The sequence below is a fragment of the Cellulophaga sp. F20128 genome, assembly GCF_023015805.1.
Classification (GTDB): domain Bacteria; phylum Bacteroidota; class Bacteroidia; order Flavobacteriales; family Flavobacteriaceae; genus Cellulophaga.
The window spans coordinates 1-19,185 of sequence record NZ_JALKBA010000019.1 but is presented as its reverse complement, the minus strand read 5'-3'; the positions used below and the strand labels follow the sequence as shown (position 1 = coordinate 19,185).

The window sequence follows — 19,185 nt, the reverse complement described above, 5'->3', positions numbered from 1 at the left end:
AGTAAAACGTTAATAATTTATTTATATGTTATATTACTATTTTGTCATTGTTCTTCAGGCGTATTGCATTTACGATTGTTATACAAAACGAAACGATTATTACTGGTATTTTATAATTTTCTTTATCCCACTTTTTGGAGGTATTGTGTATTTGTTTACCCAGGTTTATCAAAAAACAGATGTACATAAGGTTCAGGAGAATGTAATGACCGTTGTAAACCCGACGAAGAAAATTACGGATTTAGAAAAGAAATTTCATTTTGCAGAGACCTTTGAAAATCAAACGGCTCTTGCAGATGCATTCCTAGAATCTCAGCACTATGACAAAGCTATTGAACACTACAGAGAAGCCTTGAATAAGGGTTTTCAGAATGATTTTTATACCATAACCAAATTGGTGGAGGCGTATTACAAAACTTCTCAATTTAACGAAGCCATAGCTTGGGCCGAAAAAATTAAAAACGACACCAAATTTAGAAAATCTAAAGCGCTCTTTTTTTATGGGCTTTCCTTGGAGAAAATAGGAGAGATTGCCATAGCAGAAACTTTGTTGCAAAAGTTTGATGCTCCTTTTAGTAATTATCAAGAACGCTTGGTGTTGGCGCAGTTTTATAGGCGTCATACTAAGATTGATGCAGCTAAAGGTGTATTAAATGACATGCTGCTGGAGGCAGAACAAATGACAAAACAAACACGGAATACCACAAGAGCCATACTAAAAAATGTAAAAGAAGAATTAATAGCATTGCAATGATTTTTTACCTTTAACCAACAACCAACAATTAATTTGTTCCATCACAGCCATCCCTATCAACCTTTTTTATATCCAGAAGCGACAAAGCTTATTGTAGGTACTTTGCCACCACCACGCTTTACTAGTGGTCACCTAAAAGAGAGGGATGTCGATTTTTGTTATGGTAGTAGCGACGGTCAATTGTGGCCAATTTTGGATAGAATTTTCAACCTTAATCTCAGGTTTGAAACCACAGCTTTCGCCATTCAACAGCGAAAGGATTTTTTAAGGGAACGAAAAATTGGAATTTGTGATATCGTCGCAAGTGCAGAGCGCACAAAAATTGATGCCTCAGATCTGGGAATGCAGAACATCATCCTCAGGGATCTCATTGGGTATTTAAAAAATTATCCAAATGTAAATACACTCCTATTTACAGGAGGTAATAGTAAAAACGGTCCAGAGTACTTTTTTAGAAATCATTTAAAAGAGTATCAGCTGAAACTCAATAAAGTTTCCAATAGCGTGCCTCGTATCCATTCCTTTAAACTAAATGATAGGATTATAAAAACAGTGTCATTAACGGCGCCCTCGGGAGCAGCCAACAGGGCTATAGGTAGTATGGATACTTATAAGTTGTTAAAAAGGAAAAACCCGAAATTCAATACAATTGATTTTCGGGTACTGCAGTATGCTGAGTTTTTTTAAGGATAATTATCCTAATTTTTAGAATGGATGTGCTTAGAAACGGTAACCGATGCTTAAACCTGCACGTACTCCTGCCCAAGGTCCTGAAATTAGAATTTCAGCACCATTTGCGTTAACATTATTTTCGATATCTACAAGTGGAATGTCAATATCGTTAAGAGTATCTCGTAAAGCATCTTGTTCTGTTTGAGATAAAGTTTCTGATGAAACACCTGTTAAATCTCCATCACTTGTTCCGTAATGCGGACCCATTATCCACCAATCCAAAACAATACTTTTGCCTAAATTAAATTGAGATCCAATTAATAACCCAAATGAATTTGCTTTTAGGGTACCGTTTGTACTTAATGACGCGGTGCCGCCACCGTCTATATCGTATTCAAAGCTTATATTATCAAAAGTATATTTGGAGGCTCTAAAAAATGGAGCCAAATAAAACCCTTTTCCAAATCCTTTTTTTCCAGTGTAAATACGTATTTCTGGTGTAAAACTAGTGTAGCCTATGTTACCATTGTCAATTATATTAATTAAATCTGGATCGTCATCCGCTAAATTTTTAATGGTATTCCCAAAAGGGATCCCATCTTTAGGAATAGTTGCATAAGATATACCTACAGAAAAAGTTTTGTTTAAAATTCTTTCATATTGAAATTGATAATTTCCAAAAGCCAAACTTGTTAAACTTAATTTAACTATATTTTTTTTGTTTTGGTACTCTAAAGGTTGTTGGTCTTGGTCTTTTGAGGTGGTTTCAATTTCCTGCGCAATTCCTAAAGTAGAAATACATGCGAATGCAATAGCTAGTACGGTTTGTCTTTTCATTTTCATAAATTATTATTTTTGGTTAATTATGTAAACGATCTCAGCGAATATTTATTGCTATTGCATCTATTTAAGTATAATACAATGCTGTATAGTAGGTTGGGTGTTTTTTTTAGACAAAAAAAGCCCTAAGTGCTTGCTGTAGCATTTAGGGCTTTTTCATAATAGTAAATATTACTTTTTATTTTGCTGCTTTTTAATGGTGTCAGCATCAATATCAAACTTATTTGTTCTTTGACCTGTATTCCCAGTTGGGTTTGTAGGGGTTGTTTGTTTTACTTTTCTTTTTAATCTCTTATCATCTATAATTCCCATATAATTGTTTTTTTAGGTTAAGCAATAATATAAGGGTTTATTACTAAAAAGAGCGTTAAAGAAGTTGTAAGCCTTTGTTAAGGCTTGTTAATTAGAGTTTTTAGTATTTAATGCTAAAGTGTAAAAAGGGACGATGACATTCTTTACTTTTTGTTAGTTTTGCAATCTTTAAAACAACCCTATGATTACAGTAGATAATATTGCAGTAGAATTTAATGGAGCTACATTGTTTGGTGGTGTAAATTTTGTAATTAATGAGAATGACAAGATAGCTTTAATGGGTAAAAATGGAGCTGGTAAATCTACAATGATGAAAATTGTTGCAGGCCAACAATCTGCCACTCGCGGCAAAGTTAGTTGTCCTAAAGATACTGTCATTGCCTACTTACCACAACATTTATTAACCGAAGATAATTGCACGGTAATGGAAGAGGCTGCTAAGGCCTTTGCTCATGTTTTTGTGATGAGAGACCGGATGGACTATCTAAACAAGGAATTAGAAACTAGAACAGATTATGAGAGCGATGCCTATATGGCAATCATTGAGGAGGTTTCAGAGTTAGGAGAGCAATATTATGCGTTGGAAGATGTCAATTATGATGCAGAAGTAGAAAAGGCATTAAAAGGATTAGGATTTAAATCAGAAGACTTTAATAGACGTACAAGCGAATTTAGTGGAGGTTGGCGTATGCGTATTGAACTAGCAAAAATATTATTGCAGAAACCAGATTTAATTCTACTAGATGAGCCTACAAACCATATAGATATTGAGTCCGTAATTTGGTTGGAAGACTTTTTAGTGAACAAAGCCAAAGCAGTAATGGTAATATCGCATGATAGAGCCTTTATAGATAATATTACCAATAGGACAATAGAGGTTACTATGGGTAAAATATACGATTACAAAGCAAATTATTCTCATTATTTACAGTTGCGGGAAGATCGCAGGGCGCATCAAGTAAAGGCCTATGAAGAGCAACAGAAATTTATAGAGGACAATATGCGTTTTATAGAGCGATTTAAAGGAACCTATTCCAAAACCAATCAGGTGACCTCTAGGGAACGCATGTTAGAAAAATTAGAGATTATTGAGATTGATGAGGTTGATAACTCCGCTTTAAAATTAACATTTCCTCCTGCACCACGGTCGGGAGATTACCCAGTGTCAGTTGTAGATTTAACCAAAACATATGCAGATCATGTGGTGTTTAAAAACGCCAACATGTCTATTGCGAGGGGAGAAAAGGTCTCTTTTGTTGGTAGAAATGGTGAAGGTAAATCTACTATGATTAAATCTATTTTAGGTGAAATAACATACGATGGCAAATGTAGTTTAGGACATAATGTACAAGTGGGATACTTTGCTCAAAATCAAGCCTCCTTATTAGACCCTGACTTAACTATATTTCAGACGGTAGATGAGGTTGCCAAAGGAGATGTACGCACACAGATTAAAAATATATTGGGGCGTTTTATGTTTAAAGGTGATGATGTAGATAAAAAAGTAAGTATGCTTTCTGGGGGAGAAAAAACGCGGTTAGCAATGGTTAAGTTGTTGTTAGAGCCGGTTAATCTTTTAATATTGGATGAGCCTACAAATCATTTGGATCTAAAATCTAAAGATGTCTTAAAAGAAGCCTTGTTGTCGTTTGACGGTACCTTGATATTGGTATCGCACGATCGCGATTTTCTACAAGGCTTGTCTCAAAAAGTATTCGAGTTTAAAGAGCAACGGGTTATTGAACACTTTGAGACTATTGATGCCTTTTTAGAGCGAAACCGAATTAAGAATATTAAGGATATCGATTTAAAGCAATAAAAAAAAGGCGCTAGTGAAATAAACTAGCGCCTTTTTTTTAGCGAATATGTTGTACAAAATCGCCAATAGCAGCTACGCCATTAGCTGTGAGGTGTTTTATAAAAGCAGAACCAATTATGGCACCCTTAGCATCTGTAGTAGCTTGGGTAAAAGTTTCTGAGTTGCTAATTCCAAACCCTACAATCTGCGGGTTTTTTAATTGCATTGCTGCAATGCGTTTAAAGTAATCTTGTTGGGTGTTTCCAAAACCAGATTGTGATCCCGTTACGCTTGCAGAACTCACCATATAAATGAAGCCATTGGAAACACTATCAATGTATCTGATTCGCTCGTCATCGGTTTGAGGGGTGATTAAAAACACATTAATGAGTCCGTATTTCTCAAAAATAGGCTGGTATTCTTCGTGGTACACAGCTACAGGTAAATCGGGTATAATTAACCCGTCTATTCCAATTTCTTGACATTTCTTACAAAATGCCTCCACACCATATTGCATCATTGGGTTAAAATAGCCCATAAGTATAAGGGGTATGGAAACCGTCTTGCGGATGTCTTTTAATTGATCAAAGAGCACTGCAGTTGTCATGCCGTTTTTCAAGGCTTTTGACGAGCTTGCTTGTATGGTGGGGCCGTCTGCCAAAGGATCGCTAAAGGGCAATCCAATTTCTACCATATCTACCCCGTTTTTTTCTAGATCTTCTAGTATTTGAACGGTATTGTTCAGTGCTGGGTAACCGGCTGTAAAATATATGGAAAGAAGTTTTTTGTCTTCTTGCATTTTAGAATGGATTCTATTTTTCATATTTAATTTCTTTCATTGAACAGGATTGCACACTTGACTTACTTCTCGTAATAAACTGGCAAGTCTATCAAAATCAACATATGTGCAAATTCGTTCTTTAATTTTCTGCATTGATTTGATGGTAATCCTTACTACTTAGCATTTATAACGATACTTTAAAGGTTAAAATATTTTATATAATTGTCTAAATCTTTATCGCCCCGACCAGACAAACTAATAACAACCACATCTTCAGGTTTAAAAGTTTTATGCTTAAAAATAGCTAAGGCATGGCTGCTTTCAATAGCAGGGATAATACCTTCTAGTTGGGTTAATTCCAAGCCAGATGTCATGGCTTCATCATCTGTGGCAGAATAAAACTCTCCGCGACCAGAGGTGTATAAATGCGAATGCAAGGGGCCAACACCAGGGTAATCTAGTCCTGCTGAAATAGAATAAGGCTCCGTTATTTGTCCGTCTTCGGTTTGCATTAATAAGGTTCTACATCCGTGAATTATCCCCTCTTTTCCCAAGGCAGATGTGGCAGCGCTTTCTCCAGAATGTATGCCTTTTCCTGCAGCTTCAACGGCAATAATACCAACTTCTTCTTCGTGTAAAAAGTGATAGTAGGTGCCGGCGGCATTACTGCCACCTCCAATACAAGCAACCACATAGTCTGGGTTTTCACGCCCTTCTTTTTCTTTTAATTGCCATTTTATTTCTTCAGAAATGATAGACTGAAAACGAGTTACCATATCGGGGTAGGGATGTGGACCAATAGCAGAACCAATAATATAATGGGTGTCTACTGGGTTGTTAATCCAATCGCGAATTGCCTCGTTGGTAGCATCTTTTAATGTTTTACTTCCGGATGTAGCTGGTCTAACCTCTGCACCTAACATTTTCATACGGGCAACGTTTGGTGCCTGACGAGCAATATCTATTTCACCCATATATACAATGCAATCCATTCCCATAAGCGCACAAACAGTAGCCGTTGCTACCCCGTGCTGGCCAGCGCCAGTTTCGGCAATGATTCGGTTTTTACCGAGTTTTTTTGCCATTAAAATCTGACCAATGGTATTGTTTACCTTATGGGCGCCAGTATGATTTAAATCTTCTCTTTTTAAATACACTTTTGTGTTGTATTTTTCAGACAATCGCTTAGCAAAATATAAGGGAGAAGGTCTGCCAACATAATCTTTTAACAACTGGTCAAACTCTTCTTTAAAAGATGGTTCTTGCATTATTTTCAGATAGTTCTGACGTAAATTCTCCACGTTTGGATATAACATTTCGGGAATGTAGGCACCGCCATATGTTCCGTAATATCCTTTTTCTGTTACATTGTAATTCATATTGTGTTATTTTCTAGAACAATGACTACGTACTATGTACGCAGTGCTGTTGTAAATTCTTTTAGTTTTTCAATATCTTTTAAGCCAGGTTCAATTTCAAAACCACTGTTAACATCTATTACTGCACAGTATTTTGATGCGGGTGTTTTTAAAAAATCTTTAATTTTATCGATATCCTTTAATCCAATGCCGCCACTTAAAAAATAGGGTTTGGTAGCGGGGTAATTTTCTAAAACAGACCAGTTAAAAGTGTATCCGTTTCCACCAGGTAGTTTCCCTTTGGTGTCAAATAAAAAGTAATCACACACCTTTTCATATGCTTTTAAAACACTAAAGTCAAAAGTATCTTTTATAGAAAACACCTTTATGATTTTAGGTTGTGCCCCTTGCAGTCCCAGACTAGAGTTGCGAATTCCCATACAGAATTCAGGAGATTCTTTTCCATGCAGTTGTACCGCAGCCAAATTATGTTCGTTAATTTTTTCAATGACATGATCCAAGGAGGCATCTACAAAAACCCCAACTTTTTTTATAGTATTGGGGATGTTTCCCATTTTTCCTTTAAAGTACCTAGTAGATGGTTCCCAGAAAATAAAGCCCAAATAATCAGGTTGCAATGTTGCCACTGCTTCCATATTATCTGTAGACGTCATACCACAAACTTTTAGCTTCATGAGACTAAAGATTTTATAAAATTAGTAGCGCTTTTACCGGGATTTTCTGTCTTCATGAAATTTTCACCTATAAGAAACCCAAGGTATCCATAGGGTTGTAATTCTTTTATTGCTTCAATACTGCTAATTCCACTTTCAGACACTTTTACAAAATCATTGGGAATTAAAGAAGCCAAGGACTTGCTAGTTTCTAAGCTAACAGAAAAAGTCTTTAAATTTCTGTTGTTTACACCCAACATATCTAAACTAGGCATTACAGATTTATGCAATTCCTCTTCATTGTGTACTTCTAACAAAACATCTAAGTCCAATTTTTTTGCAAACTCTGACAACTTTTTGATTTCGTTCCGTGTAAGTATTGCGGCAATTAAAAGGATCACATCTGCACCATAGGCCTTTGCTTCAAGGATTTGGTATTCATCAATGACAAACTCTTTGCGCAAAAGGGGAAGTTGTACTGCAGCTCTGGTTACTAACAAATCGTCTAAGGATCCCCCAAAATATTTGCCATCCGTTAAAACAGACATGCCACAAACACCGGCACTTTCGTAGCCGGTAGCAACATCTTGTACGTTTAGGTTGTTGTTAATGATAGATTTAGAAGGGGATCTTCTTTTGTGTTCCGCAATAATTCCTGTTGCACTATTTTTTAAAGCTTGAGCCAATGAAACTTTATTTCTGTTGCATAAAACAGAATTTTCCAATTGAGAAATGGGGATAATAGATTTTCTTAAATCTACTTCTTTGCGTTTATCACGTACTATTTTTTCTAAGATATCCATCTATACACTAAGCTTTTGTAATTTTTGTAGCGCTACGAGTCCTTTACCACTCAATAAAGATTCTTTCGCTTTTTCAAACCCTTCTTTTGGACTGCAATTTTCTACGGTTGCAATGGCTATACCTGCGTTGGCACAAACAACGTTGTTTTGAGGAGCTGTTCCCTTCCCACCTAAAATATTTAAGAATATTTGAGCAGAATCTTCAATGCTCTCACCACCAACAATATCCGATTGTTTAATTTGATTCACTCCAAAATCTGCGGGTGTTAGCATTCCTTCTGATAGGCGTGATATGGTTTTTGTGTTTCCCGTTAATGAAATTTCATCATAGCCGTCCAAGGCATGCAATACGGTGTAATTTTTATCTGTATTCTGATATAAATACCCGTACATCCTAGCAAGTTCTAAATTGAAGACGCCCACCATTTGGTTTTTTGGAAAAGCGGGGTTCACCATAGGACCTAACATATTAAAAAAGGTCTTAACACCCAACTCTCTGCGTATAGGGGCCACATTTTTCATAGCTGGGTGAAAAAAGGGTGCATGTAAAACACAAATACCAGCTTCGTTTAAAGTTTTTTCTAAAAAACCAGCATCGTTACTAAATTTGATTCCTAAATGCTCCATAACATTACTGCTGCCACATTTACTTGAAACTCCATAGTTTCCGTGTTTGGTAACTTTAATGCCAGCACCTGCCGTTACAAAAGATGCTAGGGTAGAAATATTAAAGGTGTCCTTGCCATCACCGCCAGTACCGCATAGATCAATGGGGTTGTAAGCAGATAAGTCTACAACCAGGCAAAGCTCTAGTAATGCGTCTCTAAACCCTTCTAACTCTTCAATGGTTACACTACGCATCATATAAACTGTTAAAAAAGCGGCAATCTGGCTGGTATTGTAATCGCCTTTGGCAATATTAACCAAAACCTGTTTGGCGTCTTCTTTCTCAAGAATATCGTGATTAATTAGTCTATTTAGTATTGTCTTCATTTTCTTTTAAGTGTTTGATATCAGGATTCAGGTTTACTTATTCACCCAATTTTTAAGCATTTGTTTTCCGTCTGGGGTTAACACAGATTCGGGATGAAATTGCACGGCATTTACATCATATATTTTATGGCGTAACGACATTATTTGTCCATTTTCATCAACGGAGGTTGCTTCTAGGACTTCGGGTAAATTGGGATTAACAACCCAGGAGTGGTATCTTCCTACTTCAATCTCTTTGGGCAGCCCTTTAAACAAAATATCCTCCTTAATCACTTTAATTTTTGTTGCAATGCCATGGTATACTTGTTCTAAATTGATAAGTGTGCCTCCAAAAACCTCACCTATGGCTTGTTGTCCCAAACAAACCCCTAATATGGTTTTTGTTGGAGCATACCTTGCAATAATTTCTTTTAATAAACCGGCTTCATCTGGGATTCCTGGTCCTGGAGAAAGTACTATTTTGTCAAAAGAATCTACTTCGTCTAGGGTTAGTTGATCATTTCGTTTTACAGTAACACTACAATCTAAATCTTCTAAATAGTGAACTAGGTTGTACGTAAAGCTGTCGTAATTATCTATAACTAGTATTTTTTTCATCTTTTAAATGTTCTCTGCTATTTCTAAAGCTTTCGTTAATGCCCCTAATTTATTGTAGGTTTCTTGTAATTCGTCTGCTGGGTTAGATGCTGCGACTAAGCCGGCTCCAGCTTGGTAGTGTAATTCGTGATTTTTACTTAAAAAGGTCCGAATCATTATTGCGTGGTTAAAGTTGCCTTTAAAGTCCATAAACCCAATTGCTCCTCCATAGTAACCCCTGCTTGTTTTTTCGTATTTCTCTATAAGTTGCATGGCCATGTGCTTTGGAGCGCCACTTAAAGTGCCAGCTGGGAAGGTGTCTGCTACAACTTTCATGGTAGTGCTGTTGTTTTTCATTTGCCCTGTAACCTTAGAAACCAAATGGATAACGTGGGAGAAAAACTGAACTTCTCTATAGTTTTCTACGGTAACTACGTTCCCATTTCTGCTTAAATCATTTCGTGCTAAGTCAACCAACATTACATGTTCGCTATTTTCCTTGTCATCTTCTGTTAGCTGTTTTGCTAAAATTGCATCTTGTTCATCATTACCAGTTCGTTTAAAAGTACCTGCAATGGGGTGAATTTCCGCTTTTCCTTCTTTTACAATGATTTGTGCTTCTGGAGAGCTTCCAAATATTTTAAAATCGCCATAATCAAAATAGAATAGGTATGGGGATGGGTTTACAGAACGAAGGGCGCGATATACATTAAATTCATCTCCTTTAAATTTTTGAGAAAATCTTCTAGAGAGAACAAGTTGAAAAACATCACCACGTTGACAGTGTTTTTTCGCTAAGTCTACTTGATCTAAAAAGTCGGCATCTGTTAAATTAGAAGTAGCTTCGTCGGTTTTGGAAAAATTATAGGAGGCAAAGTTCCTAACTTGTAATATTTGTTCTATGTCTGCTATATTACTTTCAGTTTCGTAACAATTTGCAAAAATATAAGCTTCGTTGTTAAAATGATTAATAGCAATTATATTTTGATATACCGCATAATACATGTCTGGTATGGTAATAGAATTGTCTTTCCGAGAGAGTTGTATATCTTCAAAATAACGTACTGCATCATAAGCCATATAACCAAAAAGGCCATTGTCTATAAACTTAAAATCAGAGGTAGACGAGCTAAATTTTTTGCTAAAATCATGTAAAACACCTGCAACATCTGTAGTAGCTACTATATTTGTTTTTGATGAGGTGCCATCTGGGTAATTCTCAATAATAATTTCATTTTCTATTTTTATAGATGCAATAGGATTACAGCAGATATATGAAAAACTATTGTCATTTGCATGGTAATCACTACTCTCTAATAAAATGCTATTCGGAAACCGATCCCTTATTTTTAAATAGACACTTACGGGGGTAATGGTATCTGCAAGTATTTTTTTATGATGTGATGTTAAATTGTATTTCATTGTAATCTTGGTTAATTAGATGGTATAAAAAAAAGGCTTGTCGTGATAGACAAGCCTTTTTTGTATACTAATTACAATGGTGCTTAGCTCACGACGTTTGACGTAAGTTGTTCCACCACCATATGTTTGTTATTGTTTTCATTGGGTCAAATATAATAATGAATTTTGTAATACCAAACTGTGATCCAATAAAAAATAAAAAACCTCACAAAAGTGAGGTTTGTAACATTGTTTTGTTTTTTAAAATTCTAAATCCACTACTAAATCAAAATCATCGTAAATAGCCTTGTCTCCTAAGTTTTCAATGAAACTACCAGATCTGTACTGTATGTCATAGTCTGTTCTGTCTATTTTTAAACTGGCTGTAGCTTTACTGCCATATACGGAAATTACAAAAGATACAGGTTTGGTGATCCCTTTTATAGTAAGGTTTCCAGTTGCAGCATATGCATTCTTACCTTCTGCTGAATCTATGGTAAATACCAATTTGGAACTAGTATTTTTTTCTACGCTAAAGAAATCATCGGACTTTAAGTGGCCTTCCAATTTTGCTTTCATTCCACCTTCCAAGTCTGTAACAGTCAATGTTGTCATATCTACAACGAACTCTCCACCGCTTAATTTGTCGTTATTAAAAACTAAAGCCCCTTCTTTAATGGCTAAGGTTCCTGTATGCGAACCTGTTACTTTATAGCCCTTCCATTCAATGGAACTAGCTTCTGTATTTACTTTTTTCTCTTGTGCTGTTATAGATCCTAATGCCATAACTAATGCAAAAATGCTTACTGATAGTTTTTTCATAATTTTTGTTCTTCTGAATTGTTTGTGTTTAACCTATTTAATAATTCGTTTAATTCATTCATTTCACTAGTGGAAATGTTTTGTAGTAATTTTTTTTCGGTTTTTAAAATTACCTCACTCATTTTCTTAAGCTCTTCCTTGCCTTTTTTTGTGATAAATATTTCTATTTTTCTCCTATTGGACTCACAAACGGTTCGTTTTACCAATTTTTTTAAAATTAACTTATCCACTAATCGAGTGGTGTTACTCATTTTACTTACCATTCTTTCGTTAAGTGTACTTAGGTTTGCTGCCTTCTCGTTTTGACCTTTTAAAATTCGCAATACGTTAAATTGTTGTGTTGAAACATCAAAAGGTTTTAAAGCTTCCGCTGTAAATTCTGATATTCTTTGATTTACCAATAGTAAATGAAGAATAGTTTTTGTCTCTACGGGCAGTGGTTTTTTAACCTTTATAATTTTTTCTACATTCATTACACTACAACTATTGTATATACAAATGTAATTCTTTTTTATTTTAATTACATTTGAAAAAAATATAATTATGATAGATTTAACACAAGAAGAATGGAGTGCTAAATTAGCAGAAGATGACAATGCTTTTGTTTTGGATGTACGCACTGAAGATGAGGTAGCTGAAGGGTATATACCGAACGCGACCAATATAGATATTTATTTAGGACAGGGTTTCCTAGAGGAATTAGAGAAATTAGACAGAACAAAGTCATATTATGTATATTGCAGGTCGGGTAACCGTAGTGGGCAAGCTTGCGCAATAATGAATAGTCTTGGTTTTGAGAATGCGTATAACTTAGAAGGAGGGTTTATGAATTGGGAAGGAGATGTTGTAGAGTAGGTTTGCGTTGAACATGGTGGAACAAAACGAAAAATAAGGATATAGGATGAGAGAAGACCTTTTACATTTTATATGGAAATATAAAAAAGTGCAGTTAAAAGGTTTACACACGACCAAGGGCGAAGCTATAGTGGTTGAATCCGTCGGTACTCATAATACAAATGCTGGTCCAGATTTTTTTAATGCAAAACTTACTATTGGGAGTCAATTGTGGGCGGGTAATGTGGAGCTACATATCAAAGCTTCCGATTGGTATGCTCATAACCATGAGGTAGACGAAAATTATAACAATGTAATTCTACACGTTGTTTGGGAAGATGATGCAACCATATTTAGAGCTGATAATTCTGAAATTCCTACCTTAGAATTAAAAGCATTCATTGCTCCAACACTATTAAAAGCCTATCAGAATCTTTTCGACACCCGAAACAAGAATTTTATAAATTGTGAAAAGGAAATTGGAGGTGTAGATCAATTTTTGTTTCAAAATTGGTTGGATCGTTTGTTTATAGAACGCTTAGAGAAAAAATCTGCTGTTGTTTTTAATTTATTGAAGGAGTCTAAGAATGATTGGGAGCAGGTTTTGTTTGTTATGCTGATGAAAAATTTCGGTTCTATAATTAATGGCGAATCATTTTATGCAATTGCAAAATCTATTGATTATAAGGTTTTTAGAAAGATTTGTAACGACCCAGTAAAAACAGAAAGTTTGCTCTTAGGTGCAGCGGGTTTGTTGGGTGATAAAGATGTTTTGGATGTTTATTATAGTCGCCTCAATACTGAATATACTTTTTTGAAAAGGAAATTTAAAGTAGCTGATGAAACTGTTGTCAAGGCTGCTTTTTATAGATTGAGACCAACCAATTTTCCAACAATTAGATTGTCTCAAATTGCTAATCTCTATGGGAAGCATCAAACATTGTTTGCTGTGCTAATGCGGACAACCTCGCTTAAGGAGATGTATGAGGTGTTTAATGTAGCTGCCAGTGCCTATTGGGATGATCACTACACTTTTGGAAAGATTTCTAGGAAAAGCAGCAAAAAGATAACCAAGTCCTTTGTTCAACTTATTGTCATTAATACAATACTGCCGTTGCGGTTTTGTTACGCCAAACACCTAGGGAAAGATGAGAATGAGATTGTACTAAATATCATTTCCAGCTTGCAAAAGGAGAAGAATAGTATTGTAACTAATTTTACAAAACTTACCAAGTCTATCCATTCTGCAAAGGAAAGTCAGGCTATATTGGAGCTTTATTCGAACTACTGTTTAAAAAATAAATGTTTGCAATGTGCAGTTGGTAGTAGTTTATTAAGCAGAAATAATTAAATTTAGACAATGATTTTTTTCTATAAAATATTGTATTATTTTCAAAAGCGTGGCTTTGAAGTTTGCAGGCGGATTGCAGAACGACTAGGTATTCGGGCAAGAGTAGTGCGTACTTCCTTTATTTATGTAACTTTTGTGACTTTAGGCTTTGGATTTGCTCTTTATTTATTTCTAGCTTTTTGGTTAAAAATTAAAGACTTAATGTATACCAAGAGAACGTCTGTTTTTGATTTGTAATAGGAACTGATCGGGTTTAATTGGTTGTAGGTGATGAGTTCATGAGATAAGTATTGCAAAACCACAGATAGATGAAATTGGTAAAATTATTTAGATCCAAAATATACTTGGCTGAGATGTTAATTGTCTTAGTGTTGGCGGTTGGGGTTTTAGGATATCGGTTTATTTCAAATTACAGCTGGATGGAAGCTGTTTATATGACAGTTATTACGGTAACCACAGTTGGGTTCTCAGAAGTTAAGCCGCTTGATGATGTATCAAAAATATTTACAATTTTTTTAATTGTATCTAGTGTATTTATAGTGGCCTATGCCATATCTGTTATAACGGAATATCTTTTAGGAAGAAATTCATTGCAATTATTAAAAAAGAAGAGAGTGAAGAGTAAGATAAACGAATTGTCTGGCCATATAATTATTTGTGGTTTTGGTAGAAATGGTGAGCAAGCAGCACAGCGTTTAAGTACTTATAAAAGACCTTTTGTAGTTATCGAGAGAGACAAGGAAGTTATAGAAAAGTATGAAGATGAGGTTCTCTTTATGGAGGGCGATGCTACTGATGATGAGATTTTGGAGGAGGCAGGTGTTGGTAGGGCCAAATATTTAATAACTGCAATGCCAGATGATGCGTCTAACCTTTTTGTGGTATTGTCGGCGCGCCAATTAAATAAAGAACTTTTTATAATAAGTAGGGCTTCTTTGGCTAATTCTCAGAAAAAACTAATGTTGGCAGGAGCAAATAAAGTGATCATGCCAGATAAAATAGGAGGGAATCATATGGCATCTTTAGTTGTGATGCCAGACCTAATTAGTTTTATGGATAAACTCTCTGCGGAAGGTGAGCACACTACTACATTAGAAGAGATAGCAATAGATGATCTTCGAGGTCAAATGAAATACAATTCATTAAGGGATTTGGACTTAAGAAAAAAAACGGGATGTACTATAATAGGGTATATCACTCCAGCCGGGGAATATATAATTAACCCAGAAGCAGATTTAGAGCTAGAGCCTAAAAGTAAAGTTATTGTTTTAGGGAGGCCAGAGCAGATTATAAAATTGAATCAAATCTTTCAAAAACCATTATAATTTAGTAAATATTCCTTGATTGCGTTGATTATTTTTTGGATATTGTCAACCTTAACTAACTAAAAAAAATATAAAACCAACTTTATGAAACTTAAATTTCTTTCAATAGTGGCTCTTTTTTTGCCTTTAATTTCAATGGCTCAAGATGCTGCTGAAAAGAGTATAGATGAGAAAATTAATGACTTTTTTATGCCCATTGCCGATGGATGGGAGAGCCTTGTATTAACTCCTATTAATATTGCAGGGCATAATATCCCTGTAGTGCTTATCCTTTTAGTTGTTGGGGCAACATTTTTTACTGTGTATTTTAAGTTTCCTGGAATTACTAAATTTCCTTTGGCCATTAGAGTAGTAAGAGGTAAGTATGAAGCTGTAGAAAAATACGGTGTTGAAAAAGTAGAGCTTCACATGACGGAAAGTGGTGATATTCCTGATACAATTAGGGATGAAAGTGAAGAGGGAGAAGTAAGTCATTTCCAAGCATTAGCAACAGCAGTGTCTGGTACTGTAGGTTTAGGTAATATTGCAGGTGTGGCCGTGGCTATTGCCGTAGGTGGACCTGGCGCAACGTTTTGGATGGTTGTTTGTGGACTCATTGGGATGTCTACAAAATTTGTGGAGTGTACATTAGGAGTTAAATATAGAGATGTCGGTGCAGATGGAACGGTATATGGCGGTCCAATGTATTATTTGTCAAAAGGGATAAAAGAAAGAGGTTGGACTCGTTTAGGGAAATTTTTAGCTGTGGTTTTTGCAGTTTTATGTGTTGGCGCTTCTTTTGGAGGAGGTAACGCGTTCCAATCGAACCAAGCGGCAGTTCAATTAAGTTCTATGTTGAATTTAGAAGGAGGTGCCACTGGCTTAATGATAGGTGTAGTTTTAGCCGTTTTGGTGGGTATTGTAATTATTGGAGGGATTAAAAAGATTGCTAGTGTAACAGAAAAGATTGTACCGTTTATGGCTGGTATTTATGTTTTGGCATCCTTGGTGATAATTTTTGCTAACATAAAGTATATCGGAGATGCCTTCTCTATGATTTTTGCAGGAGCATTTTCTCCTGAAGCTGGATTAGGTGGTATATTAGGTGTTATTATTGTTGGCTTCCAAAGAGCAGCATTCTCTAATGAAGCTGGTGCAGGATCGGCGGCAATTGCACACTCTGCAGTAAAAACAAGATATCCGGCTAGTGAAGGTATTGTAGCATTGTTAGAGCCATTTATTGATACAGTTGTTATTTGTACAATGACGGCATTGGTAATTATTTTCTTTAATATGGATACAGCTGCCTTTGATTATGGAAATGCAGTAGGTAGTACAGTGCAAATAAATGCAACTGGAGCTTATGTAGGAGGGGTAGATTTAACGTCTATGGCCTATGATTCTGTTATTCCAGGCTTTAAATATATTTTAACAATTGCAATTATACTATTTGCTTTTTCAACTATGATTTCTTGGTCTTATTACGGACTTCAATCTTGGAAGTATCTTTTTGGAAGAGGAAAAGTAGCAGATATAATTTATAAAGTTTTATTCTTGCTATTTGTTGTAATTGGTGCTGCTGCAACTTTAGATGCAGTGATTAAATTCTCTGATGCTATGATATTGGCATTGGTGTTCCCGAACATGATAGGTCTCTTAATTTTATTCCCTAAAGTTAAAAAGAGTCTGCAGCGGTATTTGGATGCTATAAAGATTTACTAATAAAAACGCAACATTGAAAAGTTTTAAATCCCACTTTAAGTTCAATAAAGATGAACGAAGTGGGATTTATTTTTTGTTGATGATACTCGTAATTCTTCAACTACTTTACCTTGTAATTACTATGGGGGTTTTTCAAACTCCAACAACCCAGCTTACCACAGATGCAGAGCTGCAGCGAGTTATAGACTCCTTAAAAAATCAATCTTTAAAAAAAGACACGCTTCATATCTATCCGTTCAATCCAAATTATATCACGGACTATAAAGGGTATGTGTTGGGCATGTCTACTTCGGAAATAGATCGACTCATTGCTTTTAGACAAAAAGATCTATATGTTAATTCTGCAGTAGAATTTCAAAAAGTAACTCAAGTTTCAGACTCGCTATTGGAGCTGATTTCTGGATATTTTAAATTTCCAGATTGGACTAAAAAAAGTGCCGTTCAATCGGATACCTCAATTCAAGGCGCTAACCTAGCTAAAAAGGAAAGTACAGAAAGTACTATTGTGGTGCAAGATTTAAATACGGCTACAGCTTTAGAGTTACAAAAAGTAAAGGGTGTTGGAGAGAAATTATCAGCGCGTATCCTCAAATTTAGAGCCTCACTAGGAGGTTTTCTAGTCAATGAACAGTTGTATGATGTGTACGGGTTAGATGTTGAGGTGGCAAATAGGCTGCTTACCTATTTTGAAGTTCAGCATGAGCCAAGTGTAACGTTGGTTAATATTAATACGGCAACCGCATATGAAATTTCAAAGATCGTGTATATAAAGTATGGCTTAGCTAAAAATATAGTGGCATACCGAGATAAAAATGGAGGGTTTGTTTCGTTTTCAGATTTACTAGATGTTCCTGAATTTCCGGCGAAAAAGATTGATAGAATTAAGCTATATTTGACCCTTGATTAAAAAATAATACTATGAAAAGTATGTACTTCACAGAAGAACATCAATTATTTAGAGAAAGTCTAAAAGATTTTTTAAAGAAAGAAGTAGTTCCGAATATTGAAAAATGGGAGGAAACAGGAACCATAGACCGTTCTATTTGGAAGAAATTTGGGGATATGGGCTATTTTGGTTTGGCTTCTCCGGAAACCTTTGGAGGATTGGATTTGGATTTGTTTTATACTGTGATTTTTTTAGAGGAGTTGCAAAAAATTAATTCAGGTGGTTTTGCAGCTGCAATGTGGGCACATGCTTATTTAGCAATGACTCATATTACAAAGGAAGGAGATGATGCCATTAAAAATAAATATCTAACAGCTAGTATTGCAGGTGAAAAAATAGGTTGTCTTTGTGTAACCGAGCCTTTTGGAGGTAGTGATGTAGCCGGGATGCGTACCACAGCAGAACGGAAGGGAGAATCTTATATTATCAATGGCTCAAAAACGTTTATCACCAACGGTGTTTACTGTGATTATATGGTTGTTGCGGCAAAGACAAGTCCAGAGTTAGGAAACAAAGGGATTAGTATTTTTGTTATAGATAAAGAAACTGTAGGGGTGTCTGCCTCTAAATTAAATAAGTTAGGATGGAGAGCGTCAGATACTGCTGAGATTGCGTTTGATAATGTAGTTATACCTGCTTCTAATTTAATGGGTGAAGAGGGAAAAGGGTTTTCATATATCATGCAACACTTTGCGCTAGAACGATTAATTATGGGTGTTAATGCACATGCTAGGGCAGAATATGCTTTAGAGTATGCCCGTCAATATATGTCTGAGCGTACTACTTTTGGTAAAACAATAGATAGCTACCAGGCTTTGCGGCATAAGTATGCAGATTTGTATGCGGATATGGAAATATGTAGGGAGTATAATTATGCTGTGGCATATCGGTTAGATCGAGGTGAATATGTAGTTAAAGAGGCAACCATATCAAAATTAAAATCTACCAAAATGGCCGATGAGGTTGTTTATGATTGCTTGCAGTTTTTAGGAGGATACGGCTATATGGAAGATTATCCAATGGCCCGACTGTTAAGAGATAGCAGATTAGGACCTATTGGTGGCGGCACTTCTGAAATCTTGAGAGAGATTATTGCCAAAATGGTGATCGATAAAAAAGAATATAAAGCAGCTACGGATTAGAGGTATTTATTTTGGTAAAAATAGTACCAAGAGATTATTGCCAAAATGGTGATCGATAAAAAAGAATATAAAGCAGCTACGGATTAGAGGTAATTATTTTGG

General features: G+C 35.5%; 21 protein-coding genes. 10 read left to right on the top strand and 11 right to left on the bottom strand.

Going from position 1 to position 19,185, the window contains the following annotated elements; all coding sequences use genetic code 11:
* Positions 1–25: 25 nt before the first annotated feature.
* Complete coding sequence (locus MWU65_RS14600; RefSeq protein WP_247079093.1) at positions 26–754, top strand: hypothetical protein; 729 nt, start codon at positions 26–28, stop codon at positions 752–754.
* A gap of 33 nt (positions 755–787) precedes the next feature.
* Complete coding sequence (locus MWU65_RS14595; RefSeq protein WP_247079092.1) at positions 788–1,441, top strand: uracil-DNA glycosylase family protein; 654 nt, start codon at positions 788–790, stop codon at positions 1,439–1,441.
* Between the two features lie 33 nt (positions 1,442–1,474).
* On the opposite strand, the gene MWU65_RS14590 is transcribed toward MWU65_RS14595, so the two are convergent.
* Both MWU65_RS14590 and MWU65_RS14585 read right to left on the bottom strand, forming a co-directional pair.
* A complete protein-coding gene (locus tag MWU65_RS14590) occupies positions 1,475–2,269 on the bottom strand; it encodes a DUF3575 domain-containing protein (protein WP_247079091.1) in 795 nt (264 codons plus the stop codon).
* 168 nt (positions 2,270–2,437) lie between these two features.
* A complete protein-coding gene (locus MWU65_RS14585) occupies positions 2,438–2,578 on the bottom strand; it encodes a hypothetical protein (protein WP_247079089.1) in 141 nt (46 codons plus the stop codon).
* 181 nt (positions 2,579–2,759) lie between these two features.
* Here MWU65_RS14585 and MWU65_RS14580 point away from each other — a divergent pair, with 181 nt between their 5' ends.
* Positions 2,760–4,397 carry an ABC-F family ATP-binding cassette domain-containing protein gene (locus tag MWU65_RS14580; RefSeq protein WP_247079088.1) on the top strand — a complete coding sequence of 546 codons (1,638 nt, stop codon included), beginning with the start codon at positions 2,760–2,762 and terminating at the stop codon, positions 4,395–4,397.
* Between the two features lie 37 nt (positions 4,398–4,434).
* Here MWU65_RS14580 and trpA read toward each other — a convergent pair whose 3' ends face one another.
* The 9 genes from trpA to MWU65_RS14535 all read right to left on the bottom strand — a co-directional run bounded on the left by trpA (position 4,435) and on the right by MWU65_RS14535 (position 12,257).
* Positions 4,435–5,199 (bottom strand): tryptophan synthase subunit alpha, encoded by a 765-nt coding sequence (trpA, locus tag MWU65_RS14575; RefSeq protein WP_247079087.1) that lies wholly within the window; start codon positions 5,197–5,199, stop codon positions 4,435–4,437.
* Between the two features lie 155 nt (positions 5,200–5,354).
* Entirely contained in the window at positions 5,355–6,536 is a 1,182-nt protein-coding gene (gene trpB / locus MWU65_RS14570; protein ID WP_247079085.1) for a tryptophan synthase subunit beta, read from the bottom strand.
* Positions 6,537–6,568: 32 nt separating this feature from the next.
* Positions 6,569–7,210, bottom strand: coding sequence for a phosphoribosylanthranilate isomerase (locus tag MWU65_RS14565; protein ID WP_247079083.1), 642 nt, complete (start codon positions 7,208–7,210; stop codon positions 6,569–6,571).
* Positions 7,207–7,992, bottom strand: a complete 786-nt coding sequence (trpC, locus tag MWU65_RS14560; protein WP_247079082.1) for an indole-3-glycerol phosphate synthase TrpC — start codon at positions 7,990–7,992, stop codon at positions 7,207–7,209. The genes MWU65_RS14565 and trpC overlap by 4 nt, the downstream gene beginning before the upstream one ends.
* Positions 7,993–8,985, bottom strand: coding sequence for an anthranilate phosphoribosyltransferase (gene trpD / locus MWU65_RS14555; RefSeq protein ID WP_247079081.1), 993 nt, complete (start codon positions 8,983–8,985; stop codon positions 7,993–7,995).
* A gap of 33 nt (positions 8,986–9,018) precedes the next feature.
* Positions 9,019–9,582 (bottom strand): aminodeoxychorismate/anthranilate synthase component II, encoded by a 564-nt coding sequence (locus MWU65_RS14550; protein WP_247079079.1) that lies wholly within the window; start codon positions 9,580–9,582, stop codon positions 9,019–9,021.
* Between the two features lie 3 nt (positions 9,583–9,585).
* The gene (locus tag MWU65_RS14545) at positions 9,586–10,983 is read right to left on the bottom strand and encodes an anthranilate synthase component I family protein (protein ID WP_247079078.1); all 1,398 of its coding nucleotides are present in this window, start codon (positions 10,981–10,983) and stop codon (positions 9,586–9,588) included.
* Positions 10,984–11,223: 240 nt separating this feature from the next.
* On the bottom strand, positions 11,224–11,784 hold the full coding sequence (locus MWU65_RS14540) for a YceI family protein (RefSeq protein WP_247079077.1): 561 nt from the start codon (positions 11,782–11,784) through the stop codon (positions 11,224–11,226).
* The gene (locus MWU65_RS14535; RefSeq protein WP_247079075.1) at positions 11,781–12,257 is read right to left on the bottom strand and encodes a MarR family transcriptional regulator; all 477 of its coding nucleotides are present in this window, start codon (positions 12,255–12,257) and stop codon (positions 11,781–11,783) included. The genes MWU65_RS14540 and MWU65_RS14535 overlap by 4 nt, the downstream gene beginning before the upstream one ends.
* Positions 12,258–12,327: 70 nt before the next feature.
* Here MWU65_RS14535 and MWU65_RS14530 point away from each other — a divergent pair, with 70 nt between their 5' ends.
* The 7 genes from MWU65_RS14530 to MWU65_RS14500 all read left to right on the top strand — a co-directional run bounded on the left by MWU65_RS14530 (position 12,328) and on the right by MWU65_RS14500 (position 19,083).
* Complete coding sequence (locus MWU65_RS14530) at positions 12,328–12,639, top strand: rhodanese-like domain-containing protein (RefSeq protein WP_247079074.1); 312 nt, start codon at positions 12,328–12,330, stop codon at positions 12,637–12,639.
* Between the two features lie 46 nt (positions 12,640–12,685).
* On the top strand, positions 12,686–13,969 hold the full coding sequence (locus MWU65_RS14525) for a DUF2851 family protein (protein ID WP_247079071.1): 1,284 nt from the start codon (positions 12,686–12,688) through the stop codon (positions 13,967–13,969).
* 9 nt (positions 13,970–13,978) lie between these two features.
* Positions 13,979–14,206, top strand: coding sequence for a PspC domain-containing protein (locus tag MWU65_RS14520; protein ID WP_247079069.1), 228 nt, complete (start codon positions 13,979–13,981; stop codon positions 14,204–14,206).
* A gap of 77 nt (positions 14,207–14,283) precedes the next feature.
* Positions 14,284–15,294, top strand: coding sequence for a potassium channel protein (locus MWU65_RS14515; protein ID WP_247079209.1), 1,011 nt, complete (start codon positions 14,284–14,286; stop codon positions 15,292–15,294).
* An 84-nt stretch (positions 15,295–15,378) separates the two neighbouring features.
* Complete coding sequence (locus MWU65_RS14510) at positions 15,379–16,995, top strand: alanine/glycine:cation symporter family protein (RefSeq protein WP_247079066.1); 1,617 nt, start codon at positions 15,379–15,381, stop codon at positions 16,993–16,995.
* Between the two features lie 79 nt (positions 16,996–17,074).
* The gene (locus MWU65_RS14505) at positions 17,075–17,902 is read left to right on the top strand and encodes a helix-hairpin-helix domain-containing protein (RefSeq protein WP_247079063.1); all 828 of its coding nucleotides are present in this window, start codon (positions 17,075–17,077) and stop codon (positions 17,900–17,902) included.
* An 11-nt stretch (positions 17,903–17,913) separates the two neighbouring features.
* Positions 17,914–19,083: an acyl-CoA dehydrogenase family protein gene (locus MWU65_RS14500; protein WP_247079061.1), complete on the top strand. Its 1,170-nt coding sequence runs from the start codon at positions 17,914–17,916 to the stop codon at positions 19,081–19,083.
* Positions 19,084–19,185 lie beyond the last annotated feature (102 nt).

Coding starts and splice junctions, on each gene's coding strand:
- MWU65_RS14600 (WP_247079093.1), top strand. CDS start 26: ATGTTATATTACTATTTTGTCATTGTTCTTCAGGCGTATTGCATTTAC.
- MWU65_RS14500 (WP_247079061.1), top strand. CDS start 17,914: ATGAAAAGTATGTACTTCACAGAAGAACATCAATTATTTAGAGAAAGT.
- MWU65_RS14550 (WP_247079079.1), bottom strand. CDS start 9,582: ATGAAAAAAATACTAGTTATAGATAATTACGACAGCTTTACGTACAAC.
- MWU65_RS14535 (WP_247079075.1), bottom strand. CDS start 12,257: ATGAATGTAGAAAAAATTATAAAGGTTAAAAAACCACTGCCCGTAGAG.
- MWU65_RS14585 (WP_247079089.1), bottom strand. CDS start 2,578: ATGGGAATTATAGATGATAAGAGATTAAAAAGAAAAGTAAAACAAACA.
- MWU65_RS14510 (WP_247079066.1), top strand. CDS start 15,379: ATGAAACTTAAATTTCTTTCAATAGTGGCTCTTTTTTTGCCTTTAATT.
- MWU65_RS14545 (WP_247079078.1), bottom strand. CDS start 10,983: ATGAAATACAATTTAACATCACATCATAAAAAAATACTTGCAGATACC.
- MWU65_RS14530 (WP_247079074.1), top strand. CDS start 12,328: ATGATAGATTTAACACAAGAAGAATGGAGTGCTAAATTAGCAGAAGAT.
- trpB (WP_247079085.1), bottom strand. CDS start 6,536: ATGAATTACAATGTAACAGAAAAAGGATATTACGGAACATATGGCGGT.
- MWU65_RS14525 (WP_247079071.1), top strand. CDS start 12,686: ATGAGAGAAGACCTTTTACATTTTATATGGAAATATAAAAAAGTGCAG.
- MWU65_RS14540 (WP_247079077.1), bottom strand. CDS start 11,784: ATGAAAAAACTATCAGTAAGCATTTTTGCATTAGTTATGGCATTAGGA.
- trpD (WP_247079081.1), bottom strand. CDS start 8,985: ATGAAGACAATACTAAATAGACTAATTAATCACGATATTCTTGAGAAA.
- MWU65_RS14590 (WP_247079091.1), bottom strand. CDS start 2,269: ATGAAAATGAAAAGACAAACCGTACTAGCTATTGCATTCGCATGTATT.
- MWU65_RS14565 (WP_247079083.1), bottom strand. CDS start 7,210: ATGAAGCTAAAAGTTTGTGGTATGACGTCTACAGATAATATGGAAGCA.
- MWU65_RS14505 (WP_247079063.1), top strand. CDS start 17,075: ATGATACTCGTAATTCTTCAACTACTTTACCTTGTAATTACTATGGGG.
- trpA (WP_247079087.1), bottom strand. CDS start 5,199: ATGAAAAATAGAATCCATTCTAAAATGCAAGAAGACAAAAAACTTCTT.
- MWU65_RS14520 (WP_247079069.1), top strand. CDS start 13,979: ATGATTTTTTTCTATAAAATATTGTATTATTTTCAAAAGCGTGGCTTT.
- trpC (WP_247079082.1), bottom strand. CDS start 7,992: ATGGATATCTTAGAAAAAATAGTACGTGATAAACGCAAAGAAGTAGAT.
- MWU65_RS14580 (WP_247079088.1), top strand. CDS start 2,760: ATGATTACAGTAGATAATATTGCAGTAGAATTTAATGGAGCTACATTG.